Annotated in this window: 20 protein-coding genes and 1 pseudogene; 12 read left to right on the top strand and 9 right to left on the bottom strand. The window is 68.4% G+C overall.

Features of this window, described 5'->3' with window-relative positions:
• The 3 genes and pseudogenes from ACWRN3_RS21580 to ACWRN3_RS21590 form a co-directional block, all read left to right on the top strand.
• Positions 1-164, top strand: a pseudogene (locus tag ACWRN3_RS21580) (amino acid permease); the annotation flags it as partial.
• A 37-nt stretch (positions 165-201) separates the two neighbouring features.
• Entirely contained in the window at positions 202-1,917 is a 1,716-nt protein-coding gene (locus ACWRN3_RS21585) for a thiamine pyrophosphate-dependent enzyme (protein ID WP_476741877.1), read from the top strand.
• Positions 1,918-2,114: 197 nt separating this feature from the next.
• Positions 2,115-2,759: an NADPH-dependent F420 reductase gene (locus tag ACWRN3_RS21590; protein ID WP_476741878.1), complete on the top strand. Its 645-nt coding sequence runs from the start codon at positions 2,115-2,117 to the stop codon at positions 2,757-2,759.
• Positions 2,760-2,837: 78 nt separating this feature from the next.
• Here ACWRN3_RS21590 and ACWRN3_RS21595 read toward each other — a convergent pair whose 3' ends face one another.
• The gene (locus tag ACWRN3_RS21595) at positions 2,838-3,185 is read right to left on the bottom strand and encodes a hypothetical protein (RefSeq protein ID WP_255174376.1); all 348 of its coding nucleotides are present in this window, start codon (positions 3,183-3,185) and stop codon (positions 2,838-2,840) included.
• A 128-nt stretch (positions 3,186-3,313) separates the two neighbouring features.
• Here ACWRN3_RS21595 and ACWRN3_RS21600 point away from each other — a divergent pair, with 128 nt between their 5' ends.
• From ACWRN3_RS21600 to ACWRN3_RS21610, 3 genes are all read left to right on the top strand, one after another.
• On the top strand, positions 3,314-3,610 hold the full coding sequence (locus tag ACWRN3_RS21600; RefSeq protein WP_476741879.1) for a hypothetical protein: 297 nt from the start codon (positions 3,314-3,316) through the stop codon (positions 3,608-3,610).
• Between the two features lie 92 nt (positions 3,611-3,702).
• Entirely contained in the window at positions 3,703-3,846 is a 144-nt protein-coding gene (locus ACWRN3_RS21605) for a hypothetical protein (RefSeq protein ID WP_476741880.1), read from the top strand.
• A 101-nt stretch (positions 3,847-3,947) separates the two neighbouring features.
• Positions 3,948-4,601, top strand: a complete 654-nt coding sequence (locus ACWRN3_RS21610; RefSeq protein ID WP_476741881.1) for a DUF4232 domain-containing protein — start codon at positions 3,948-3,950, stop codon at positions 4,599-4,601.
• A 121-nt stretch (positions 4,602-4,722) separates the two neighbouring features.
• On the opposite strand, the gene ACWRN3_RS21615 is transcribed toward ACWRN3_RS21610, so the two are convergent.
• Positions 4,723-5,187, bottom strand: coding sequence for a DUF4383 domain-containing protein (locus ACWRN3_RS21615; protein WP_255175527.1), 465 nt, complete (start codon positions 5,185-5,187; stop codon positions 4,723-4,725).
• A 201-nt stretch (positions 5,188-5,388) separates the two neighbouring features.
• On the opposite strand from ACWRN3_RS21615, the gene ACWRN3_RS21620 reads away from it, so the two are divergent.
• From ACWRN3_RS21620 to ACWRN3_RS21630, 3 genes are all read left to right on the top strand, one after another.
• Entirely contained in the window at positions 5,389-6,996 is a 1,608-nt protein-coding gene (locus tag ACWRN3_RS21620) for an FAD-dependent oxidoreductase (RefSeq protein ID WP_476741882.1), read from the top strand.
• Between the two features lie 126 nt (positions 6,997-7,122).
• Positions 7,123-12,246, top strand: coding sequence for a DNA glycosylase AlkZ-like family protein (locus ACWRN3_RS21625; RefSeq protein WP_476741883.1), 5,124 nt, complete (start codon positions 7,123-7,125; stop codon positions 12,244-12,246).
• Positions 12,239-13,069: an Fpg/Nei family DNA glycosylase gene (locus ACWRN3_RS21630; RefSeq protein ID WP_476741884.1), complete on the top strand. Its 831-nt coding sequence runs from the start codon at positions 12,239-12,241 to the stop codon at positions 13,067-13,069. The genes ACWRN3_RS21625 and ACWRN3_RS21630 overlap by 8 nt, the downstream gene beginning before the upstream one ends.
• An 18-nt stretch (positions 13,070-13,087) precedes the next feature.
• Here ACWRN3_RS21630 and yczE read toward each other — a convergent pair whose 3' ends face one another.
• Complete coding sequence (yczE, locus tag ACWRN3_RS21635; RefSeq protein ID WP_476741885.1) at positions 13,088-13,708, bottom strand: membrane protein YczE; 621 nt, start codon at positions 13,706-13,708, stop codon at positions 13,088-13,090.
• 59 nt (positions 13,709-13,767) lie between these two features.
• Between yczE and yczR the strand changes: the two genes are divergently transcribed.
• On the top strand, positions 13,768-15,264 hold the full coding sequence (yczR, locus tag ACWRN3_RS21640) for a MocR-like transcription factor YczR (RefSeq protein ID WP_476741886.1): 1,497 nt from the start codon (positions 13,768-13,770) through the stop codon (positions 15,262-15,264).
• 109 nt (positions 15,265-15,373) lie between these two features.
• Here yczR and ACWRN3_RS21645 read toward each other — a convergent pair whose 3' ends face one another.
• On the bottom strand, positions 15,374-16,066 hold the full coding sequence (locus tag ACWRN3_RS21645; RefSeq protein ID WP_476741887.1) for an SRPBCC family protein: 693 nt from the start codon (positions 16,064-16,066) through the stop codon (positions 15,374-15,376).
• Positions 16,063-16,698 (bottom strand): helix-turn-helix domain-containing protein, encoded by a 636-nt coding sequence (locus tag ACWRN3_RS21650; RefSeq protein WP_476741888.1) that lies wholly within the window; start codon positions 16,696-16,698, stop codon positions 16,063-16,065. Before ACWRN3_RS21650 ends, ACWRN3_RS21645 begins: the two co-directional genes overlap by 4 nt.
• Positions 16,699-16,908: 210 nt before the next feature.
• Here ACWRN3_RS21650 and ACWRN3_RS21655 point away from each other — a divergent pair, with 210 nt between their 5' ends.
• Positions 16,909-17,901: an RluA family pseudouridine synthase gene (locus ACWRN3_RS21655; RefSeq protein WP_476741893.1), complete on the top strand. Its 993-nt coding sequence runs from the start codon at positions 16,909-16,911 to the stop codon at positions 17,899-17,901.
• Here ACWRN3_RS21655 and ACWRN3_RS21660 read toward each other — a convergent pair.
• Entirely contained in the window at positions 17,873-18,403 is a 531-nt protein-coding gene (locus ACWRN3_RS21660) for an O-acetyl-ADP-ribose deacetylase (RefSeq protein ID WP_255174369.1), read from the bottom strand. The two genes, ACWRN3_RS21655 and ACWRN3_RS21660, sit on opposite strands and share 29 nt — an antisense overlap.
• Before the next feature lie 34 nt (positions 18,404-18,437).
• Here ACWRN3_RS21660 and ACWRN3_RS21665 point away from each other — a divergent pair, with 34 nt between their 5' ends.
• The gene (locus tag ACWRN3_RS21665; RefSeq protein ID WP_476741889.1) at positions 18,438-19,061 is read left to right on the top strand and encodes a DedA family protein; all 624 of its coding nucleotides are present in this window, start codon (positions 18,438-18,440) and stop codon (positions 19,059-19,061) included.
• Here ACWRN3_RS21665 and ACWRN3_RS21670 read toward each other — a convergent pair.
• From ACWRN3_RS21670 to ACWRN3_RS21680, 3 genes are all read right to left on the bottom strand, one after another.
• Positions 19,058-19,363 carry a hypothetical protein gene (locus ACWRN3_RS21670; protein WP_043449019.1) on the bottom strand — a complete coding sequence of 102 codons (306 nt, stop codon included), beginning with the start codon at positions 19,361-19,363 and terminating at the stop codon, positions 19,058-19,060. The genes ACWRN3_RS21665 and ACWRN3_RS21670 overlap by 4 nt on opposite strands.
• Before the next feature lie 95 nt (positions 19,364-19,458).
• Entirely contained in the window at positions 19,459-22,266 is a 2,808-nt protein-coding gene (gene ppc, locus ACWRN3_RS21675; protein WP_476741890.1) for a phosphoenolpyruvate carboxylase, read from the bottom strand.
• Between the two features lie 136 nt (positions 22,267-22,402).
• The gene (locus ACWRN3_RS21680) at positions 22,403-23,089 is read right to left on the bottom strand and encodes an NADPH-dependent F420 reductase (protein ID WP_324644048.1); all 687 of its coding nucleotides are present in this window, start codon (positions 23,087-23,089) and stop codon (positions 22,403-22,405) included.
• Between the last annotated feature and the right edge of the window lie 101 nt (positions 23,090-23,190).

Here is a 23,190-nt window from a genome sequence, read left to right on the forward strand (position 1 = left end):
TCTTCATCGACTCACCCCTGACCATGCTCGTCACCGCCATCGCGTCCGTGCTCATGGTCATCGGCTGGTACGCCTGCCGCCACCGCATCCGCCAAATCGCCGAAACCCGCGAAGGCTACACCGGGACAGCACCCGTGATCGCCAACCGGACGCCCATTTCCTGACCACAACGCCTCCAATCCTCCGAGCTGAAGAAAGACCATGACACCAGAGCCGCAGCCCACCCTGACCACATCCCGTCCCCAGCCCGCCGCCGTCGTCCGCCCCCAGGACCGTGTGGCACCCGCCCTCAAATCCGCCGGGCACGTCATCGTCGATTCGCTGGTGGCCCACGGTGTGGAACGCACCTACGTGGTTCCCGGCGAGAGCTTCCTCGACGTGCTGGACGGCCTGCACCAGTCCAGCATCGAAACCATCGTCTGCCGGCATGAGGGCGGGGCCGCATACATGGCGGAGGCGGACGGCAAGATGCAGCAGCGCCCGGGCGTAGCGATGGTCACCCGGGGACCGGGCGCCGCGAATGCGCATGTGGGCCTGCACACCGCCTGGCAGGACTCCACCCCCATGCTGCTCTTCGTGGGCCTGATCCCGTTCGCCCACCGGGACCGGGAAGCGTTCCAGGAATTCGACATCAAGTCCTGGTTCGATACCGGCGCCAAGCGCGTCATGGTCCTGGACCATCCGGAGCGGGCCTCCGAAATCGTGGCGGAAGCCATGTTTGCCGCGATGAGCGGACGGCCCGGGCCCGTGGTTGTCGGCTTGCCGGAGGACGTGATCCGGCAGCAGGTCAGCCCGGCACTCCACCCCGCCATACCCGTAGCCGCCGGGGGCCTGAGCGGCACGGACTCCGCGGCGCTGAAGGCTGCCCTGGCCGAATCCAGCAAGCCGCTCTTCGTCACCGGCGGCAACGACTGGACGCAGGAGGCAGCCGGGCAGCTCACCGCCTGGCTGGAGCGGCACCACATCCCGGCCGCCGCGGAATGGCGCACGCAGGGCACGGTGTCCTTCGATTCGCCGTCCTACGTGGGGCCCATCGGGTACGGCCGGCCGCGGCCCACGTATGACCTCCTGGAGGAGACCGACCTCCTGGTGTTCGTGGGCACGGTGCCGGGAGATGTGATCACTGACGGATTCGTGTGCCGCCAGGACTGGAGCAAGAAGAACTTCCTGGTGACGGCGGACCCGTCGCTGCGGGGGCGGTCCGGACCCGTGTCACGGCAGATCCTGGCCAAACCCGACGCGTTCGTCCGCGACCTGGAGGGCATCGACCTGCCAGTCAAGGAGGAGTGGAAGGCCTGGACCGCCAGGATGCGCGCCGAGCAGGAAAGCTTCGCGGCACTCCCTCCAGCAGCGCCGGCTCCGGGACAGGCGAGGATGGACACCCTGATGGCCAACCTGGTGCCCCGTCTTCCCAGGGACGCGATGGTGACGTTCGGGGCCGGGGAACATACCAATTGGGCCCACCGGTATTTCCCGACACGCCGCTACGCGTCCATGATCAGTGCCCGCAATGGCTCCATGGGGTACTCGGTACCGTCCGCGATCGCCGCTTCGCTGGCTGCGCCCGGACGGCGGGTGGTGACCATCGCGGGGGACGGCGAGTTCCTCATGAACGGGCAGGAACTCGCCACCGCCGCCCAGTACGGTGCCACGCCCCTGGTGGTGGTCATGGACAACCAGGAGTACGGCACCATCCGCACGCACCAGGAACGGCACTACCCGCAGCGCGTGTCCGGGACGCAGTTGAAGAACCCTAATTTTGCCCTGATGGCGCAGGCTTTCGGCGGTTTCGGCATCACCGTCACCGAAGACCGGGACGTGCCGGCCGCCCTGGATGCCGCGCTGGCAGCCATCGACGATGACGGGATGTTTGCCCTCATCCACCTCATCGTGGAGCAGCGCGTCAAGGCGTACTAAGGCAACGTGCCGCTGATGCGGCCAGCTTCATCCGGTGACGCGGACGACGGCGGGACCTCCCGCCGTCGTCCGTTTGGGTTTAATTGCCGGCCAGCGGAATAGAACAGCAACTGCTTTAGTTGAAACTTCAAGTAAGCGCATTTCAACGAAGGACTGCAGTGAATTTCCTATCCCGCCTCTTTGGAAAGAAGAACATCATGACTGACATCACCATCATCGGAACCGGCAACATGGCCCGCGGGCTGGCAGCCCGTGCGCTTGCCGGAGGCAACAGCGTCCAGCTCCTGGCCCACGACGACAAGGCCAAGGCCGACGCCCTGGCCGCGGAATTCACAGGCCAGGTGGACACCGGCGTGCTGGGCGACGCCATCACCGGTTCCATCGTCATCCCGGCTGTGTACTTCGACGCCGCCAAGGACATCGTGGCCCGCTACGGCAACAGCCTGGACGGCAAGGTGTATATCGACATCACCAACCCTGTGGACTTCTCCACCTTTGACGGCCTCTCGGTCCCCGCCGGCAGCTCCGCCGCCGAGGAACTGCAGAAGACCACCGGAGCGAAAGTGGTCAAGGCGTTCAACACCACCTTCGCCGCCACCCTGGGCGACGGGAGGGTGGCCGGCCAGCCGCTGGACGTCCTGGTTGCCGGCGACGACGAGGATGCAGTGGCGGCCGTGACCGCTTTCGCGTCCGCCGCCGGCCTGACCCCGATCGTGGTGGGACCGCTCCGCCGTGCCCGGCAGCTGGAACAAGCGGGCTTCCTGAACATCCTGCTCTCAGCCAATGAGCAGCTGCCCCAGTTCCAGTGGAACTCGGCCCTCAGGTTTGCCCCGGCGGCCTAGCCGGGAAAGTATGCAGCTGGAAGACAAAGGGAAGGCCGGCACGAGCGTGCCGGCCTTCCCTTTCGCGCTTTCATCAGGCTACAGCCGGTCCGTCCGGTCCTCGCCGCCCTTGTGGCCGGCCCCGCGGAGGTTCTCCTGGACCTTCCCGAACAGGTCCTTGATGGTGGACTCCGCGTTGGAAATGACATCCACCGGCACGTAGACCTCATGGGTCACGGGCAGGTCGTATTCATCCTTCAGGTGGGTGCCGTTTCCCACTCCCGACAGGGACAGGTAGACCATGGCTTCCGTCCGTGCGATCCCTGCGAGCTTCCCGAAGACGACGGTGAACTCGTTCGGCTGGAAGCTGATTGTCTGCCCAATATGGCCGCGGCCCAGTTCACCGGCGTGAATGACCTTCTCCGACTGGCTTCCGGTGTAGTCCATGAACTTCTCCTTCGATCGCCAACACGTACGCTGGCAGTCTAACGCTGCCCCTCAATGCCGGCACAGGCCCGGGCCACGCGGCAGGGCCGGTAGAATCTTGAAGGCCGGACCCTTCGTTCCGGACCAGTATGGCACTGGCCGCCGGCGCCCACGTGGCCGGCGGAGGCCACCTGCCGGCCCCCGTCATCCTCCTCGCGGTACTGGCACTGACCGCACTGGCCAGCACTGTTGCCACCCGGCTCCGGCTCTCCTTCCCCGCCATCGGCGCACTCCTGGGCGGCGGCCAGCTTGCCCTGCACGAGGTCTTCACCGCCTTCTCCAACCCCCTTCCCGGCGCAGCACCCGGGCCGGCGCCGGCCCACCTGCACAGTGCCAGACGGACTGGTCCCAGGTCGCCGTCGACGGTCAGGACCCGCATGACCTGAAGGCGCCCGCGCCCTCGATCACCCTCACCGGTGCGGCTGCCAGCGATGCCCACGGGGCCGGTGCAGCCCATGCCACCGGGCAGGCGGCGGCTGTGACCGATAACGGAGCCGGGGCGCGGAGCTGGACCGGACTCGCCGCCGGAGCAGGCGGGCTGGTCCTGGGCGGCGCGGCCCTGCTCCGGACCAGGGGTGGACGCCGCGCACCGGCCGGTAACGCGGCAACCGGCAACCAGTAAGGACGCATTTGAGGCCCGGATCATCACGATCCGGGCATCAAATTGCCGCCAGTGCATGCGGCATCGTTGACGTGGGCAACGGCTACCGCGAAGGTGGTGCCATGAGGTCTCAGAAAATTTCCCAGGGGTTTGCCATGACGACGGCGGCAGCAGCGGCAGCACTGCTGCTCACCGGATGTGGTCCAAGCCAGCCGCAGTCCCAGACGACCACGTCGCCCGCCACCGGGCAGGCCAGCCAGTCCCCCACGGGAACGGCGTCCACGCCTCCGGCGTCGTCGGCGCCCGCCAGCTCAACCCCGGCCTCACCCGCCCCCGGCACTACGGCGGCGGGGGAACCCGGCCTGTGCAAGTCGGCGGGGCTCACCGCTGCCACCGACGCATCCGGTGGCGGCGCGGCAGGCAGTGTCTACATGAAGCTCAACCTCACCAACAAGGGTTCCGAACCCTGCATCCTCCGGGGATACGCCGGCGTCTCCCTGGTGGCGGACGCCGCCGGAGCCCCCATCGGCGCTCCGGCAACGCGGGATGATTCGGCCGGCGTAGCGGACGTCCTCCTGGCTCCCGGCCAGACCGGCACCGCCGTCCTCCGTTACACGCAGGCCCGCAACTACCAGGGCTGCGTGGTCGTGGACGCCGCCGGTTACCGGATTTACCCGCCGGAGGACACCGACTCGCTGTTCATCCCGAAGCCCACCACGGCCTGCAGCAATGCCGAAATCACCCTGCTCAGCATCGGGGCATTCCAGCCCGCCTGACCGCTTGGCCCCGTAGGACGGCCCCGGAATGACGAAGGCGGCCCGGCGGACAACCCGGGCCGCCGTCCGTACCCTTGGGCCGGCGTCGGACGCTTACGCTTCGACGCCGCTCCCGGAGTGCTTACCGGGTGGCCGTGGTGGTGCGGCCGGTGCCCGCGGCGCGGCGGGACAGAGCCACGCCCAGGCCGATCATGGCCACTCCGAGAATGAAGTGCAGCCAGTTGTCCGCGATGTTGACCGGAACAAAGTTGGCGGCACTGTCATGGCCGATGAACAGTCCATAAAGCCAAAGCACCAGGTAAATGGCTCCGCCGACCACCAGGTAATTACGCGAGGCAGCCGCGCTGCGCGCCATGGCGACGCCCGCGATGCCGAAGAGCAGGTGGACGATGTTGTGCAGGATCGACACCTGGAAGAGGCCCAGCAGCATGGCACCCGATCCGTGCCCGGCGAACCCCAGGGATTCATAGTTGGAGGTGATTCCGGGGATGAACCCCAGGACGCCTACCAGGAGGAACACCGCGCCCACGGCAAGGGTGGCTTTTTGTATGTTGGTCCGGCCTACGGTGCGACCGCTGGAATTCATGCTTGTCATGATGTCTCCTGCTTGTGTCGTTGTGCGGTTCTGGCTGCCGGGCGATGCGTGACCGTTACTGCCTGACCATAGACTTAACCCCCGACATTGTAAGTATACTTATCAAATACGCCGCGGATAGCAGGGGTGCATAACGGACCCATCACAAAACTGGCTTGTGAGGGTTGTGGACCGAAGGCAGGTTTGACTGGCATGACGTCGATTTGGCTGGACCGCAGGGCTCCTTTTGCCTCTGATCCGTTCGAACCGGATTCCAGGTATGACACCGTCGTTGCAGGTGCGGGACTCACCGGGTTGGTCACCGCCCTGCTGCTGGCCCGGTCCGGGCAGAGCGTGCTGGTACTGGAGGCCCGCTTTCCGGGGGCCGTGACCACCGGCAACACCACCGCCAAGGTAAGCCTGCTGCAGGGCACGTTCCTGTCCCAGCTCGCCCGCCAGTATTCGCAGAAGCAGGTGCAGGCGTACGTGGACGGGAACCGGGAGGGCCAGGCGTGGCTGCTGCGCTACCTGGCGGAACAAAACGTGCCCTTCCAGCGCCGCACCGCCTACACCTACGCTGCCTCCGCCCAGGGCACCGAGAAGCTGCGGGAAGAGATGAGCGCTGCCGGCACCGCGGGACTGGACGTGGACTACGTGCGCGACGCCGGCCTGCCGTTTCCCGTCCACGGCGCCGTCCGCCTGCGCGACCAGGCCCAGATCAACCCGATGGATGTCCTCGACGCGCTGGTGGCGGACATCCGGAGCCGGGGCGGCCACATCGTCAGTGGCGTGCGGCTTCGCGACGTGACCGGTGATGCGCCCTCCGCCGTCCGGACCGACCGGGGCAGTGTCAGGGCGGACAGGGTAGTACTCGCCACCGGTATCCCGGTCCTGGACCGCGGCCTGTATTTCGCCAAGCTGAAGCCCGCCCGTTCCTACGCGGCCGCGCTTGAACTGCAGGAGGACCAGGCGCCGCCGCCAGGCATGTACATTTCCGTCGAACAGCCCACCCATTCGCTCCGCGACTACGAGGTGGACGGGAAGAACCTGCTGCTGGTGGGCGGCCACGGCCACCACGTGGGCAGGACGGACTCCGAGAAGGCCCACCTCGCCGGCCTGCTGGACTGGGCAGGAAACCATTACCCCGGCGCTGCCACCACCCACACGTGGTCCGCGCAGGACTACATGCCCACCAACCTCATGCCGTTTTTCGGCAAGCTCCCCCGGGGCAAGGGCCAGATCTACTTCGGCACCGGCTACAACAAGTGGGGAATGACCAACGCCGTCGCCGCCGCGCTGGGCATATCGGCGGACATCCTGGGCGGCCAGATCCCGTGGGCTGACACCATCCACCACCGCGTCACGTCACCGGCCGGCGCGTTCTCCGCCGTCGCGCTGAACGCCGGTGTGGCAGCCAGGCTGGCCTCTGACTGGGGGAAGGTGTCCGCCGAGGGCCGCAGGTTCGATGGCTTGAAGCGGGGCAAGGACCGGACTGCCGTGCCGGCTCCTGAGGGGACTTCCACCACGGCTCCTGTCCCGGCGGGCACCACTCCTGTCCCTGCGGGCACCGCGCCTGCCACCGCCCCGGCCGAAGGCCAGGGCAAGGTCTACCGCGACGGCAACCGGCCGGTGGCAGTGTCCACCGTTGGCGGAAGCACCTGCAGGTTGTCCGCGGTCTGCACCCATTTGGGCGGCATCCTGCACTGGAACGACAACGAACAGACGTGGGACTGCCCCCTGCACGGCTCGCGCTTCACGAACGAGGGCAAGCTGCTTGAGGGCCCTGCCACCAAGGACCTGCCGCAGGCTGGGACGGCGTGAGCGGGGCCGCATCACGCGGGACATCAGTTAGCGGCATCTTGGGTTGGATCAGTCCGGTTTCTGCTGGTGGCGGAGCCGGGGCCAATCGCGGAGTTGCGTGTCGGTGCCTTGGGGCATGATGGAGGCATGAACCAGGAACAGCGTCCTGCCGGTGGTGGTGCCTCCGGTACGGCTGCGCCGATGGGCCAGTTCAGCCGGCCCACCCGGGACTGGTTCCTGGGCGCATTTTCGGAGCCGACCCCTGCACAGGCCGGGGCCTGGAATGCCATCTCCTCCGGCTCGCATGCACTGGTGGTGGCCCCCACCGGTTCCGGAAAGACCCTGGCGGCCTTCCTCTGGGCGCTGGACCGGCTCCTGGCCTCGGAGTCCCACGCCCCTGAGCCTGCCGCTGCGGAGGCGCCCGCGAAAGGCAAGCGCCAACGGGCACCCAAGCGCAAAACCCGTGTCCTCTACATCTCGCCGCTGAAGGCTTTGGGCGTGGATGTGGAACGGAACCTGCGGTCCCCGCTGATCGGCATCACGCAGACCGCAAAGCGGCTTGGGCTTCCCGCCCCACTGATAACTGTCGGGGTCCGGTCCGGGGATACTCCCGCAGCTGAGCGCCGCGGGCTGCTGAGCAACCCGCCGGACATCCTCATCACCACCCCCGAATCGCTGTTCCTCATGCTCACGTCAAAGGCCCGGGAGACCCTGGCCGAGGTGGACACCATCATCATTGACGAGGTCCACGCCGTGGCCGGCACCAAGCGTGGAGCGCACCTTGCCGTATCACTGGAACGGCTGGACGCGCTGCTGCCCAAACCTGCACAGCGCATCGGGCTTTCCGCCACGGTGGAACCCCGGGAGCTCGTGGCGCAGTTCCTTGCGGGTTCGGCTCCCGTGGAGATCGTTGCTCCGCCGGCCAGGAAGAACTGGGACCTGACGGTTTCCGTCCCGGTGGAGGACATGTCGGACCTGCAGGGCGCGGCCGGGGCGTTCGATTCCGGCCCCGCATCCGGGCTCCAGCCGCAGGCGTCCATCTGGCCGCATGTGGAGGAAAAAATCGTCGACCTGGTGCTGGCCAACCAGTCCACCATCGTCTTCGCCAACTCCCGGCGCCTCGCCGAACGCCTCACGGCCAGGCTCAATGAAATCTACGCAGAGCGGCAATTGATCGCCGTGGGCGGCGGCTGGGACGGACCCGGTCCGGAAGGGCAGGCGGCTGCGCCCGGTGCTGCGGGGGGACCGGCGTCGGGCATTCCCGCGTCCACCGCCACACCGGCACACATGATGGCCCAGGCCGGAAGCTCCGCCGGGGCAGACCCGGTACTGGCCCGCGCCCACCACGGTTCCGTGTCGAAGGACCAGCGCGCGCTCATCGAGGACGACCTCAAGTCCGGGCGGCTGCGGTGCGTGGTGGCAACGTCATCCCTGGAACTGGGCATCGACATGGGCGCCGTGGACCTGGTGGTCCAGGTGGAGTCGCCACCCTCGGTGGCCAGCGGCCTGCAGCGGGTGGGCCGCGCCGGGCACCAAGTGGGCGAAATCTCCCAGGGCGTCCTCTTTCCCAAGCACCGCGCTGACCTGGTCCACACGGCCATCACGGTGGAGCGCATGCTGGACGGCAAGATCGAGCGGCTCAGCATCCCTGCCAACCCGCTGGACATCCTGGCCCAGCAGACCGTGGCCGCCACGGCACTGGGCAGCATTGACGTGGAGGAATGGTTCAGCACCGTCCGGCGCTCCGCGCCTTTCGCGTCCCTCCCCCGGTCGGCCTTCGAGGCCACCCTGGACCTGCTGGCTGGGCGGTACCCGTCCGACGAATTCGCCGAGCTCCGGCCCAGGATCATCTGGGACCGCAACGCCGGCACCATCGAGGGCCGGCCCGGAGCCCAGCGCCTGGCTGTGACATCGGGCGGCACCATCCCGGACCGCGGGCTGTTCGGCGTCTACATCATCGGCACTGAACAGGAGGGGTCCGCTTCCCCCTCCGAGGACGGCAAACCGGCGCGCGCACCCAAGGGCGGCCGCCGCGTGGGCGAGCTGGACGAGGAAATGGTTTACGAGTCCCGGGTGGGCGACGTCTTTGCCCTGGGTGCCACCAGTTGGAAGATCGAGGACATCACGCACGACCGCGTCCTGGTCTCCCCCGCGTTCGGGCAGCCCGGCAAGCTGCCGTTCTGGAAGGGTGATTCCCTGGGCCGGCCGGTGGACCTGGGCCGCGCACTGGGCGCGTTTGTCCGCGAACTGTCCGCGTCCGACGCCGGCCCAGCCACCGAGCGCTGCAAGGCCAGCGGCCTGGACGACTTCGCCGCCAACAACCTCATCCAGTACCTCACCGAGCAGAAACAGGCCACCGAGGTGGTTCCCAGCGACACCACGCTGGTGGTGGAGCGGTTCCACGACGAACTGGGCGACTGGCGCGTCATCCTGCACAGCCCGTTCGGCATGCCGGTGCACGCACCGTGGGCCCTGGCCGTGGGGCAGCGGCTCCACCAGCGCTACGGCCTGGACGGCTCGGCCATGGCGGCCGACGACGGCATCGTGCTGCGGGTGCCCATGATGGAGGACGAACCGCCGGGCGCCGAGCTGTTCCTCTTCGATCCCGAGGAACTGGAACAGATCGTCACCGCCGAGGTAGGGGGCAGTGCCCTGTTCGCCTCCCGTTTCCGCGAGTGCGCCGCACGTGCGCTCCTGCTGCCCCGCCAGACCCCCGGCAAACGCCAGCCCCTGTGGCAGCAGCGCCAGCGGTCGGCGCAGCTGCTGGACGTGGCCAGGAAATACCCCACCTTTCCCATCGTCCTGGAGACCGTGCGCGAATGCCTCCAGGACGTCTACGATCTGCCGGCATTGAAGGACATCGCCGCGTCCGTGGAGCGGCGCGAACTGCGGATCGTGCAGACCACCACGCAGCAGCCCTCACCGTTCGCCAAGTCCCTTCTCTTTGGCTACGTGGCCCAGTTCCTCTACGAGGGTGATTCCCCGCTCGCAGAGCGGCGCGCCGCCGCCCTGGCACTGGACTCCACGCTCCTCAACGAGCTGCTGGGCAGGGTGGAACTGCGCGAACTCCTGGACGCCAAGGTCATCGACGCCACCGAACGCGAGCTCCAGCGCCTGGCCCCGGACCGCCGTGCACGCGGAATGGAAGGCGTCGCGGACCTGCTGCGGCTGCTGGGGCCCTTGGATCCGGAAGAGGCCGCTTTGCGGCTGGAACCTGCAGAACCCCCGATGGTTGAGCCCGCGGAAACCCTGGTCGATGAGTCCGCCGAACCGGTGGGCGAGCCCGCGGAAACCGCACCCGCCGCTTCCGCCACCGTTGCTGAAGCGGCAGCCCACCTGGCCGCCCTCCAGCGTGCCAACCGCGCCATCAAGGTCAACATCGGCGGCGTGGAACGTTTCGCGGCGGTGGAGGACGCAGCCCGTCTCCGCGACGCCATCGGCGTGCCGCTGCCCATGGGTGTTCCGCTGGCCTTCATTGAGCCGGTTGCCGATCCCCTGGGCGACCTCGTCTCCCGGTATGCCCGCACCCACGGCCCCTTCACCGCGGCCGAGGCAGCGGCCCGCCTGGGCCTGGGCGTGGCCGTGGTGGGCACCGCGCTGAAACGCCTTGCGGCGGACGGCCGCGTGGTGGAGGGCGAATTCCGGCCGCACGTCACCACACCAGGCGCCGTACACCCGGGCTTCCCAGCGCAGGACGGGCCGAAGGACGGCACCGCCCCGGAATCTGCCCGGGAATCCGCGCAGGAATCCGGCCTTGAGGCCGGTACGCAGCCGACGGATGAACTGCCCGCCCTTGCGGCCGGCTCCCCCGCCGGCACCACGCACAGCATCGCCAGCGAATGGTGCGACGCCGAGGTGCTGCGCAAGCTCCGCCGTCGTTCGCTGGCCGCCCTGCGCGCGGAAGTGGAGCCGGTGGACGCCGCCGCCTACGGACGTTTCCTGCCGGCATGGCAGCACGTCAGGACCCCGGGCGGTGGCCGCGGCCAGCCCTCGCTGCGGGGACTGGATGGCATTATCACCGCCATCGACCAGCTCTCGGGCGTGCCCGTTCCGGCCTCGGCATGGGAACCCCTGGTGCTGGCCACGCGGGTCTCCAACTACCAGCCGGCCATGCTGGATGAACTGATGGCTGCCGGTGAAGTTCTGTGGTCCGGAGCCGGCGCACTTCCGGGGAATGACGGTTGGATCAGCCTTCATCTGGCGGATTCGGTGGAGCTGACGCTCAACCCATCACCCGAGTTTGAACCGGGGGACGCCGGCCAACGGCTCCTGGACCACCTGCGGAACAACGGCGGCGGGTACTTCTTCCGCCAGCTGACCGAGGTGGCCGGAGGCATGGACGCCGTCCTCAGCGACCAGGAAGTAGTGGCTGCGCTCTGGGACCTCGCCTGGGCCGGCAGGATCACCGGGGACACGTTCGCGCCTGTCCGGGCACTGATTGCCGGAGGCCACACAGCCCACCGCCAGGTGGCCCGCGCACCCCGGGCCAGGGCACCGCGGCTCAGCCGCCTGGGCCGTTCCCATGGCACCGGCCTGATGGGATCCCCCGGGCTCGCCGGCGGCCGGTACGGACCGCAGGGGGCCTCCACCCCGCCCACCGCTGCGGGCCGCTGGTCTGCCCTGCCCGAGCCTGAACTCGATGCCACCATCCACGCCCGTGCCACCGCCGAACTGCTGCTGGACCGCTACGGCGTGGTCACCAGGGGCTCCGTCATGGCTGAGCAAATCCTGGGCGGCTTCGGACTCATGTACAAGGTGTTGGCCCGGCTGGAGGAAGCCGGCCGCTGCCGCCGCGGCTACTTTATCGAGCACCTCGGCGCCGCCCAGTTCGCGGTGCCGGCCACCGTGGACCGGCTACGTTCCTACTCGGAAGACACCCAGCTGGCCAAGGCCGAACCTGTAGCCCTGGCCCTCGCCGCCACGGATCCCGCCAACCCGTACGGTGCGGCCCTCCCTTGGCCGGCCCTGCAGACGGACGCGGGCACGGGCCACCGTCCCGGCCGGAAGGCAGGAGCTCTGGTTGTCCTGGTGGACGGCGCGCTGGTCCTCTACGTGGAGCGCGGCGGCAAGACCCTGCTGGCCTTCAGCGAAGACGACGCCGTCCTGGCGGCGGCAGGTGCGGCGCTGGTGGGTGTGGTGACCCGGGGAGCAGTGGACAAGCTGATCATGGAGAAGGTGAACGGGCACGGAATCCTGGACACCCCGGTCGCCGTCGCCCTCAGCTCCGCCGGCGCCTACTCCACGCCGAAGGGGCTGAGGATCCGTGCCTGAGGGGGATTCCGTCTGGCGGGCCGCCCGCCAGCTGCATGAGGCCCTGGCGGGACAGACACTGATTGCCTCGGACTTCCGCGTGCCTCGGTTTGCCACCCTGAACCTGTCCGGCTGGACCGTCGATGAGGTGATCCCCAGGGGCAAGCACCTGCTGATGCGGGTGGTCAGCCCGGAGGACAAGAGGCTGACCATCCACTCGCACCTGAAGATGGAAGGCGCCTGGCAGGTCTACCCGCCCGGCGGGAGGTGGCGCAAGCCGGGTTACACCGCCCGGTGCGTTCTGCGCACGGCCGTCGCTGACGCCGTCGGCTTCTCCCTGGGAATTGTGGAAGTGGTGGCCACCGCCAACGAGGATTCGATCGTTGGCTTCCTTGGCCCGGACCTGCTGGGCCCGGACTGGGACCTGGACGAGGCCGAACGCCGCGTCAGGTCGCGGCCCGAGGTTCCCATCGGCGTCGCGCTGCTGGATCAGCGGAACCTCGCAGGGATCGGAAACATCTACCGCTGCGAAGCGTGCTTCCTGTCGGGTGTACATCCGGCCACTCCCGTCTCGGAGGTCGCGGACGTGCGGACCATGATCACGGACGCCAAGCAGCTCCTGGAGGTCAACCTGGGCCCGGGGCGCCGCGTCACCATCCTCAACACCCGCGGGCTGCCGGTGGGCAGGATGGCCGGCAGGCCCGGCTACTGGGTATACGGCGGAGAACGGCGGCCGTGCCTGAAATGCGGCACGCCGATCCAGCGTGGACTCCTGGGCAAGCCGAACGGCGAAGAGGAGCGGGACATCTATTTCTGCCCGAAATGCCAGCCTCCGCCCGCCTGACGTGCTGTAGGGGTGAGGTTAACAGGTCGACGCGCTGGGTTCCTTGACGGTGCTGGACTGACTGGCCGCCGCCATGAAGCGCGGCAGCAGGATATGGACCAGGGGACCGATCGCCAGGGCGTAGACCACGGTACCCACACCCACCGAGCCGCCCAACAGCCAACCGGCTGCCAGCACGGTGACCTCGATCAGCGTGCGGGAGAACCTGACGGTCCATCCGGTGCGCCGGGCCAGCCCGGTCATCAGGCCGTCGCGGGCGCCTGGCCCGAAGCCGGCGCCGATGTAGCAGGCCGAGGCTACGGCGTTGACCAGTACGGCCCCGGCGAGGAGGCCGATCTGGGCGGCCAGGTGGGTTATCGGCGGGATCACGGCGAGCCCGATGTCCGCGAAGACGCCCACCAGAATGGCGTTGCAAAGCGTTCCGAAGCCGGGCATCTGGCGCAGGGGGATCCACAGCAGCAGCACCAGGAAGCTCACGGCGATAACCACCACGCCGATGCTCAGTCCGCTCCGGTTGGCCAGGCCCTGGTGGAACACGTCCCACGGGTCCAGGCCCAGACCGGCGCGGATAAACATGGCCAAGGAGATGCCGTACATGGCGAGGCCGGTAAAAAGCTGGACGAGTCTGCGGGTCATCATGAAACCATGCTCGCAGCTAACTGGCATTGAATTACATATCCAGTCTGAATACTGGCTACATGGCCGCTGCCCTTACCGCCCTCGCCCTGTCGCGCCTTCTTGGCCCGTGGAACACGGGAACCGGGCCGGCGTACCGCGAGCTGGCTGACGTCGTGCGGCTGCTCATCCTGGATGGCCGCATCCCGCTGGATACCGCCCTGCCCAGCGAGCGTTCGCTGTGCTCCACCTTGGCGGTCAGCCGGACCACCGTCACTGCGGCTTACGCCAGCCTCCGGGAGCAAGGCTTCCTGAGCAGCGGCCAGGGCAGCCGCGGCAAGACCCGCATCCCCGAACTGACACCTTTCGGTCCGGCACTTTTTGGTCCGCAGCCGCCTACCACCGCCCTGTTGGCAGCACCCGGACTCACCGCGCCCGGACTCACGGCACCCGGAGGGCTGGTGGACCTGGCCTATTCGGCGCTGCCCGCCAGCGGTGAGGTGGTGCACCGGGCCTTCGCCGCGGCACTGACGGAGCTACCCGCACTGCTCCCGGGGTTCGGCTATGACGCCCTGGGACTGCTGCCGCTGCGGCAGGCGGTGGCGGACCGGTACTCAGCTGCCGGCGTGCCAACACAGCCCGGCCAGATCATGGTGACCTCCGGCGCCCAGCACGCCCTGACCATCATCATCCGCACCCTGGCGGACCGGCAGGACCGGATCCTGGTGGAGCACCCCAGCTACCCCCACGCGCTGGATGCCATCCGGTCCGCCCGGTGCCGCCCCGTCCCGGTGGCCTTCGCCGATTCCGGCTGGGACCTGCCCGCGATGGAAGCCGCCATGGTCCAGCAGCAGCCAAAACTTGCCTACCTGGTCCCCGATTTCCACAACCCGACCGGCATGATCATGCCCGATGCCCAGCGCCACCGGCTGGCCCGCGCGGCCGCCGCGGCCGGAACCGTGCTGGTGGCGGATGAAACCCTCCGTGACCTCAACCTCGACGGCGTTGCCACCACTCCCCTGGCGGGTTTCGGCAGCACCGTGGTGTCCATCGGATCACTGAGCAAGTCCCACTGGGGCGGGCTGCGCACCGGCTGGATCCGCGCCTCGGAGTCCATGATCCAGCGGTTTGCCGCGGCCCGGACCACCCTGGACCTGGGCGGCCCCGTCATGGAGCAGCTCGCGGCAGCACACCTGGTGCGGGCACTGGAGGAGCCCCTGCCCGCCCTGTTACAGACGCTGCGCCGCAACAGGTCCACACTGCTCGGCCTCCTGGCGGAGCACCTTCCCACGTGGCAGGTGGCGCGGCCCGCCGGCGGCCTCTCCGTGTGGTGCCGGCTGCCCGGCCCCATCAGCACGGCCCTGACCGTCCTGGCCCCGGAATATGGCATCAGGCTGGCGGCCGGCCCCCGGTTCGGAATCGGCGGCGCGTTTGAACGCAACCTGCGGCTGCCCTTCACCCTCCCGCCGGACAAGCTCGAGACGTCAGTCCTGGCGCTGCGGGCGGCCCAGGACCGTCTGGACGCCGCACCCCAGCTGCGGCGCTCACTGACCCAGGCTCCCGCCGTCGCCATCGCCTGACCGGCCGATACTGGAAATACCGGAATCGCCGGAACCGTGCGTAACCGCCGGAAAAAGACGGCGACCCCGCACCGTTCCGACGATCTGGGCGCGAAACGGGAAGCGGGAGCTACCCGTACACGCGCGCCAGGAGCCCGCCCCAGGCCTTGGCGGTGGCTTCCGTATCGCCGGCGCCGCTGAAATCGTGCACCGTCATGCCCACGGGGGCACCCCATGCGTTGCGGCCGAAGAACCGGTAGAGGGCGTCCGGGGTGCGGATGCCGAGGAAGTGCTCATTCGAGAAGTCCACGTCGCCCGCAAGCCGCCCCACGCCGTCGAGCTCCACATCAACCTTGGCGCCCTGCCCTGCGGAACCCGCGCCCAGCGCGTCACGGAGGCGGGTGAAGCCGTCCGCTGTTTGGGACGCCGCCGGGGCCTGGATGTCGGTGAACACTACGGGGCGGCCGTCGAAGTACTGCAGGTACTGGCCCAGCGTGTGGAGGTAGAACTCGGTGTGGCGGCTGGCGCCGTCATACTGCTGGTCCCAGTCGTCCGCGAAGATGCCGCTGTGGACATAGTGGAGCCGGGCGCGGCCGCCGTCCAGCGGTTCCAGCACGTGCTCCAGCTGGTTGAACCAGCCGTCCGGCCCCTCCATCCGGGACACCAGGTGGTGGGGGTATTCCTCTACCGTCCTGACTGCCGGCCATTGGTCCGTGGGAAACATCCAGGCGGGCGTTCCGTTGGTGACGGCTTCCCACACCCGCTCGGGGGTGCCGGGCAGTTCGGTGTCCTGGACGATCTCGAAGTCCCGTTTGTCGCTCATTTGTCCTGCTCCTTGCCTGCTGTTTCGTTGGTTGCCGTGACGGCAACGGTCTCTTTCAGGGCGGGGTGCAGCGCCACCACCAGCCGGTGCCGCCGCCCGCGGGGTGGTCCGCCGGCGTCGTGGTACTTGTCCACCAGCCGCGTGACCTCGACGCCGAGTTCCTCGGCGAACGCGGCCCTGTCCGCCGCCGTGCGGAAGGTGATCTCGCCATCGATCGCGAATGTGGCCAGCTTCTGCCGGGCAGCGGCGGCGCCGGCGATGAGCTTTCCCACCTCCTGCACCATCCGCCCGGCGAGCGCCAGCAGCCAGAACGCCGAGAAGCGGTCGGCGAACCGGACCGGGTCCGGGGAGACGGCGGCGAGCGCTGACGGCGAGATGAGGTAGGAGGCGGCGGTGGCCTGCAGGACCCGCTCGGTTACGTTGCCCTTGCGCCGTTCCTCCACGAGCTCCACCAGGCCGTGCCGCTCCAGCGCCTTGAGGTGGTAGTTCACTTTCTGCCGGGGCAGGCCAATCCGCACCGCCAGCTGCGTGGCCGAGGCCGGCTCGACCAGCTCCCGCAGGATCCGGGTACGGATGGGATCCAGGGATGCTTCGGCGGCTGCCGGGTCCTCGATGACTGCAATGTCCTGCATGCCTCCAGTGTGCCTACCGACAACTTTTATTGTCAAGAACTTTTTTATGGTCGGTCAGGTGTGGACGCCATAGTTCGCATCGAGTTCGACGGAACGCTGCCGGGTCGCCGGAAACTTCCGTCGAACTCGCAGGCCTCCGGCGAACTCGGCGGGCGGGCGGCTGGCAGCGGGCCAGACCGGCCGAAGCAGCGCCGGTAGAATGGACCGGTGATGCAATCCCCCCTCCCCGTCCGCGATGGCGTCAATGCCACGCGCCTGCGCCTTCCGGAGGAGGGCCCGTGGGAGACCGCGATGGACTACATGATGCACCGCTGGGGCCACATCGACCCGCAGGGCATCGAGGACAGGTTCGACGCCGGCGAGATCGTGGGCGAAGGCGGCATCCCCCTTGACCGGGCCACGCCGCTGCAGGAGCACACCTTCATCTGGTACTACCGCACCCTGCCGCCGGAAACGCGGCTTCCCGTGGAACTGAGCATCCTGCACCAGGACCACCACCTGCTGGTAGTGGACAAGCCGCACTTCCTGCCCACTACACCGGGCGGCACGTACATTCAGGAATCCGCCCTGGTCAGACTGCGGAACCAGCTCGACCTGCCGGACCTGATCCCCATGCACCGGCTGGACCGCATGACGGCCGGCGTGCTGCTCTTCTCCACCAACCCGCAGACCCGGGGCAAGTACCAGGTGCTCTTCGAGAAGCGGCAGGTGCAGAAGGAGTACGAGTGTGTGTCCGCCGCCGAGCCCGCGCCGGGGTACCCCGCCGTCGACTTTCCCGTGGTGGTCCGCAACCGGATGACCAAGTCCCGCAGCTACCTGCTGGCGGAGGTCGTGGACGGCGAACCGAACGCGGAGACCAGGATTGAGCGGCTGGAAACGTTCGACGGCGGCGCACCGGCAGGTGCCGGCGGTACAGGGGCCAACGGTACCGGCGCCATTGGTACCGGGCAGCGCCTTGCCAGGTACCGGCTGGAACCCCACACCGGCAAGACCCACCAGCTGCGGGTCCACATGGCCTCGCTGGGGCTGGGGATCGTGAACGACGCCTTCTATCCCGACCTGCTGGACAAGGCCCCGGACGACTACGCCAGGCCGCTCCAGCTGCTGGCACGGGGCATCCGGTTCGTTGACCCGATCTCGGGAGAGCCCGTGGAATACCGCAGCAGCCTGGAGCTCAGCGAAGCGGCCCGAGCACGTCCCTGAACACCGCCTCCATCTCCGCGGTGTGCAGCACGAACTCCACCAGCTCCAGCCCGCTGGCCGGATGGACGGTCCGGAACCCTGTCACTGCCTCAAGCGCCGCCTGCGCCACGTGCGTGGCACTCCACCCGTAGGCTCCGCCGCCCACCGCGGGAAAGGCCAGCTCCCGGGCACCCAATGTGTCGGCCAGCCGCAGGCTTTCGCTGAAGCAGGACACCAGGAGGACGCGGTTGGTCTGTCCTGCGTGCCGGTTGGGCCCCACCGTGTGGATCACCCAGCGGGCCGGCAGCCGGAAGGCAGGTGTTGCCACGGCGGCTCCGGCCTGGAGGCCGTGCGGCAGCCCGGTGGCACGCAGCTCCCGGCATGCCGCGAGCAGTTCCGGCCCGGCGGCCCGGTGCAGCGCCCCGTCCACTCCCCCGCCGCCCAGCAGGGAGGAATTCGCAGCGTTCACCACCACGTCCACCCGCCGCTGCGTAATGTCGCCCCGCAGAACCGAGATCCGCATGCCGCCAGTTTCCCAAGTGCGGTACCTTGTGGCAATGGACTTCGGCAGCGTTGACAGCTGGGGGACGGCCCTGTACTTCTGGGTCATCCCCGTGGTGATCGGCGATGCCATTTTTCCGCCCATCCCCTCCGAGATGCTGGTGATCACCGGGGGTGCCCTGTCCGCGGACGGCCGGGCCAACGTGTTCCTGGTGCTGGTACTCGCGGCCGTGGCGTCCTGGCTGGGCGACATGGTGGTGTTCCATCTCTTCCGGCGGCGGCTGAGCCATGTGCTGGACCGGTGGAAGTGGGGCCGGCGGGTCCACAGCGGCATCCATGCGGCGCTGGCCAAGGCCGGCCGCTCCTCAACGTACGGCACCATCATCGGCGCCAGGTTCATTCCCGGCGGACGGCTTGCCACCTCGGCGGCATCCGGCGTGGCCAACGTGTCCGTCCGTGGCTTCAGCCTGTGCGCGGCCCTGGGCGCAGTGCTGTGGGCATGCTGGCTGGTGGGCCTGGGCTACTTCACCGGGTCAACCACCAAGCTGCCGTTCTGGGCGAGCTCCCTCATCGGCGTGGCGGTGGGCCTGGTGATCGGCGGCGTCGTGGGCATCCTCGTGACCCGCCGCCGCGGCGACCGGTCCCCGGTGGAGGAGGAGCCCCTCCCGGACGCAGGCTAGACGGGCAGCCACTTGCCGCGGCTGCGCCGCAGCACGCTGAGCGGGCCGGTGAGCGCAACGCGTTCGACGGCGTCGCGCATCATGGCTGCCGATTCCACCGCCTGGCGGTTCTCACCGCTGTACTCGCTCGCCTCCACGAGGAAGCGCAGGTTCAGCTGCGGCACGCCGCCGGCGATCTGCAGCTGGTGCGCCTCCACGTGGTGGCGGGTGCCCAGCGCCTCCACGGCCGCGTCCATGACGGACTCGGGCGGATTCCCAGGCCGGAGCCCGGTGATCTTGAGGCGGGTCTGGAAGGAAGGCATGCCTCCAACCCTATCCAAACCCCCGGATGCTCCATCACTTGTGGTCCCTAACAGCTCCCGTTAGGGACCACAAGTGATGGAGCAACAGGAGGAAATTACCCGGTGTTGCGGAGGCCGGCCGCCACGCCGTTGACGGTGATCAGCATGGCCCGCTGGAGGCGTTCATCGATCTCGGCCCCGGTGATGCCCGCTTCGGTGCGGATGCGGCGCAGCAGTTCCACTTGGAGGTAGCTGATGGGGTCCAGGTACTGGTCGCGGATTTCGAGGGAGCGTTTCAGGGTGGGTTGGGCATCCAGGAGGATGTTCTCGCCGGTGAGCTTGCGCACCTCGGCCACCGTGAGTTCGTACTCTTCCCGAATGGTGCGGAACAGATGGTGAAGTTCCTCCGGGACCAGGGTGGACACGTAGTAGCCGGCGATATCCATGTCCGTCTTGGCAAGCGTCATCTCGACGTTGGACAGCACGGACTTGAAGAAGTTCCAGTGGTCGATCATCTCCACCAGCTGGGCCGAGTGCCCGGCTTCGCGGGCGGCCTTGAGCCCGGAGCCCACGCCGAACCAGCCGGGCACGATCTGCCGGGACTGGGTCCAGCCGAATACCCAGGGGATGGCGCGCAGGCCGCCCAGGCCGGCGCCGGAGTCCGGACGCTTGGACGGGCGGGAACCGATATTCAGGGAGCCCAGCTGCTCCACCGGGGTGGAGGCCATGAAGTAGGCGGGCAGGTCCGGGTGGTCGATCAGCTTCCGGTAGCGGTCAAACGCCGCGTCGGAGATGGCTTCCATGACGTGGCCGTACCGCTCGCGCTGGTCCTCGGAGGTCCGCGGGTTCCGGTGCAGCGCAGACCCCTGCAGCACGGCGGCCAGGGACAGCTCCAGGTTTTCGCGGGCAAGCTCCGGCAGGGAGTACTTGTCCGAGATGACTTCGCCCTGCTCGGTGAACTTGATTTCGCCTTCCAGGACACCGTTGGGCTGGGCCAGGATGGCGTCGTAGGTGGGTCCTCCGCCGCGGCCCACGGAGCCGCCACGGCCGTGGAACAGGCGGACGCGCACGCCGTGCTTGGCGGCGACGTCGCGCAGCTTGCGCTGGGTCTTGTGGATTTCCCACTGGCTGGTCATCACGCCGGATTCCTTGTTGGAGTCCGAGTAGCCCAGCATCACTTCCTGGATGTCGCCGCGCAGGCGCACCAGCTCACGGTAGGACGGGTCCGAAAGCAGCTGGTCGACGATCTCGGCAGAGGCCCGCAGTTCCTCCACCGTCTCCAGCAGCGGCGCAAAGCCGAGCTTGGCGTAGGGCTTGTCGCCGAAGAGGTTCACCAGGCCGGCTTCGCGCGCCAGGACGGCGGCGGCCAGGACGTCGTCGGCGCCGCGGGTCATGGAGATGATGTAGGTCTCGATGACGTCGGGGCCGTACATGCGCAGGGCCCGGCGGATCTCGCGGAAGACGTCGTAGGTGCCGTCGGCGGCGCCGTCGAGCTTGATCGGGTGGCCGGACAGCGGGCGGCGGGAGGCCAGCTCGGAGCCGAGCACCTCGAAGCGTTCCTCACGGCTCAGCTCGGCATAGCGCAGGCCGGGGCCACCGATCCGGTCCATCAACTGGCCAACGGCGTCGTGGTGGTGGTCAGCGTGTTCGCGGATGTCCAGGGTGGCCAGGTGAAGGCCGAAGGAGGCGATGGCGCGGCGGACGCGGGCCAGGGAGCCGTCCGCTGCCAGGGCGGCGGAGTGGTTGCGGAGCGAGAGCTCCAGCAGGTTCAGGTCCGCCATGAGTTCCTCGGTTCCGCTGTAGTCGCGGCCGTGCTCGTGGTTGGAGTTGGCGGCCACCCGCTTGCCCGTGTTGATGAGCTTGGCCTTGATGCAGGTGAGCTTCAGCCGGTACGGCTCCTGGGCGTTCAGCTCCAGGACGCGCTTGTCCAGGCCCGGAAGCTTTCGGAGGTCCTCGTCGATGGACTCCAGGAGCGTCTGGTCTGCGCCTGCCAGGGCCGTGGAGTTGGACAGGATGGAGATCAGTTCATCGATCATGCCAATGCTAATCCGGATGGCGCTTTGGTTCTGGATCTGCAGGATTTCGCGGGTGACGGCGGCGGTGACGTTCGGGTTGCCGTCGCGGTCACCGCCGATCCAGGAGCCGAACCGGATGGGCGCGTCCTTGGAAGCCAGGGTGACGCCATGCCCGCCCAGCAGCTCGGAGAGCTCGGACAGCATTTCCGGCATCGCGTCAGTGAGGATGCCGCCCAGGTAGTAGATGGCGTTCCGGGCCTCATCCACGGGGGTGGGCCGGACCTGGCGCAGCTCGTCGGTCTGCCACATCTGGTCGATGATCTCTGCCAGCTGCCGGTCCTGCCGGCGGCGTGCCGTGGACCCCTCAGCCGCGGACTGGGACAGGACGTCGGAGAGCTTGCGGATCTTGTCCAGGACTGAGCGGCGGGACGCCTCGGTGGGGTGGGCGGTGAAGATGGGACGCACGTCCAGCCCGTTGACCACTTCCTGCAGCACGTCCGGGCCGGCCTGCGCGGCAATGTCGGCCACGGTCTTGGCCAGCCAGCCGTCCTTTTCGGCCCGGGTCCGCAGGCCGCGGACGCGGTGCACCTGTTCGGCGGCGTTGGCCAGGTGGAAGTAGAAGGCGAAGGCACGCACCAGGTCGGTTGCCTGCTCAATCGGCAGGGAGCCGAGCAGTTCGCGGACCTGGGCAACGACGTCGTGCGCGCTCCAGGGCCCGGTGGCGTGGGCGCCGCCCCGCGCCGCTTCCTTGGATTCCTTGGTCAGGAGCCGGACCTGCTCCACGAGGTCCAGGAGTTCCGGTCCGTGCTGGCGGACCAGCGATTCACCCAGCAGGGTGGACACACGCCGGACGTCAGCGCGCAGTTCGGAGGCAAGATCGGTCTCGGGAGGTGTTGCAGTGTGAGCCATTGAAACAATCTTTCGAGGGATTTGGACTTGGCTCGTACACTGCGCTGGATACTGTGAGCCACGTTACTAGCTAAAGATGCTACCCCCGGACCCGTGGCTCAGTGGAATCCGTCTCACAAGATGTCATAGAGCGGCCCTACCCTCCGCGGACGATCTTGAAGTTGAAGTCCGGTGTCCCCAGCGCGCCGAACAGCCGCAGCCACAGCGGCAGCACCATCTCGGCGCCGCGGGCCGTGGTGATGTCGCCGAGGTCGATGATGTCGCGGTGGCCCAGTGCCCTCAGCAGGCCGGTAACGGTTTCCTTGGCTGCGGGGTCGTCCCCGGACACGAACACCGAGTGGTCCCCGTCTGCGAGCCTGCCCGGATCCACCATGATGCCGGCGTTCATGGTGTTCAGCGTCTTCACCACCCTGGCATCGGGAAATGCCCGCTGGATCCGCTCGGCCAGGCTGTCCGTGTTGACCGGGTTCAGCACCGGCGGCATGCCCTGCGAGAAGTCGAGGGGGTTGGAGACATCCACCAAAATCTTTGTGGCGAGCCGCGCTTCACCGGCCGCGGCCAGGGCTGCCAGGGACGCAGCACCGTTCGTTGCATTGACCACCAGCGCGCTGCGGCCGGCTGCCTCCGCGAACGTCTCCAAGCCGATGCCGCCGTGCTCCGCCTGCCATTCCCGGAAGGGCGTGCCGCCCATCGGCTCGGGGCTGGTGCGGCCGGCCGTCGCGCCGGGGTCCCGGGTTCCCAGGACTACCTCGTGCCCCAATGCGCTGAATGCTGCTGCCAGCGTGCGGCCTACAGTGCCGGTCCCAAGAACTGCGATCTCCATGGCAGAACGCTACTCCACGCGCGGCACAGGGCAAGGGGAAACCGGCAGCAATCAGCGGTGGAATGAACGTGCCCGTCCGGCGGTTGTAGCGGGGGCAGACG

The sequence above is a fragment of the Pseudarthrobacter sp. rb genome (assembly GCF_056389225.1).

Excerpts from the sequence above, each read along its gene's own strand:
- ACWRN3_RS21585 (WP_476741877.1), top strand. The coding sequence starts at position 202 with ATGACACCAGAGCCGCAGCCCACCCTGACCACATCCCGTCCCCAGCCC.
- ACWRN3_RS21590 (WP_476741878.1), top strand. The coding sequence starts at position 2,115 with ATGACTGACATCACCATCATCGGAACCGGCAACATGGCCCGCGGGCTG.
- ACWRN3_RS21595 (WP_255174376.1), bottom strand. The coding sequence starts at position 3,185 with ATGGACTACACCGGAAGCCAGTCGGAGAAGGTCATTCACGCCGGTGAA.
- ACWRN3_RS21600 (WP_476741879.1), top strand. The coding sequence starts at position 3,314 with ATGGCACTGGCCGCCGGCGCCCACGTGGCCGGCGGAGGCCACCTGCCG.
- ACWRN3_RS21610 (WP_476741881.1), top strand. The coding sequence starts at position 3,948 with ATGAGGTCTCAGAAAATTTCCCAGGGGTTTGCCATGACGACGGCGGCA.
- ACWRN3_RS21615 (WP_255175527.1), bottom strand. The coding sequence starts at position 5,187 with ATGAATTCCAGCGGTCGCACCGTAGGCCGGACCAACATACAAAAAGCC.
- ACWRN3_RS21620 (WP_476741882.1), top strand. The coding sequence starts at position 5,389 with ATGACGTCGATTTGGCTGGACCGCAGGGCTCCTTTTGCCTCTGATCCG.
- ACWRN3_RS21625 (WP_476741883.1), top strand. The coding sequence starts at position 7,123 with ATGAACCAGGAACAGCGTCCTGCCGGTGGTGGTGCCTCCGGTACGGCT.
- yczE (WP_476741885.1), bottom strand. The coding sequence starts at position 13,708 with ATGATGACCCGCAGACTCGTCCAGCTTTTTACCGGCCTCGCCATGTAC.
- yczR (WP_476741886.1), top strand. The coding sequence starts at position 13,768 with ATGGCCGCTGCCCTTACCGCCCTCGCCCTGTCGCGCCTTCTTGGCCCG.
- ACWRN3_RS21645 (WP_476741887.1), bottom strand. The coding sequence starts at position 16,066 with ATGAGCGACAAACGGGACTTCGAGATCGTCCAGGACACCGAACTGCCC.
- ACWRN3_RS21650 (WP_476741888.1), bottom strand. The coding sequence starts at position 16,698 with ATGCAGGACATTGCAGTCATCGAGGACCCGGCAGCCGCCGAAGCATCC.
- ACWRN3_RS21655 (WP_476741893.1), top strand. The coding sequence starts at position 16,909 with ATGCAATCCCCCCTCCCCGTCCGCGATGGCGTCAATGCCACGCGCCTG.
- ACWRN3_RS21660 (WP_255174369.1), bottom strand. The coding sequence starts at position 18,403 with ATGCGGATCTCGGTTCTGCGGGGCGACATTACGCAGCGGCGGGTGGAC.
- ACWRN3_RS21665 (WP_476741889.1), top strand. The coding sequence starts at position 18,438 with ATGGACTTCGGCAGCGTTGACAGCTGGGGGACGGCCCTGTACTTCTGG.
- ACWRN3_RS21670 (WP_043449019.1), bottom strand. The coding sequence starts at position 19,363 with ATGCCTTCCTTCCAGACCCGCCTCAAGATCACCGGGCTCCGGCCTGGG.
- ppc (WP_476741890.1), bottom strand. The coding sequence starts at position 22,266 with ATGGCTCACACTGCAACACCTCCCGAGACCGATCTTGCCTCCGAACTG.
- ACWRN3_RS21680 (WP_324644048.1), bottom strand. The coding sequence starts at position 23,089 with ATGGAGATCGCAGTTCTTGGGACCGGCACTGTAGGCCGCACGCTGGCA.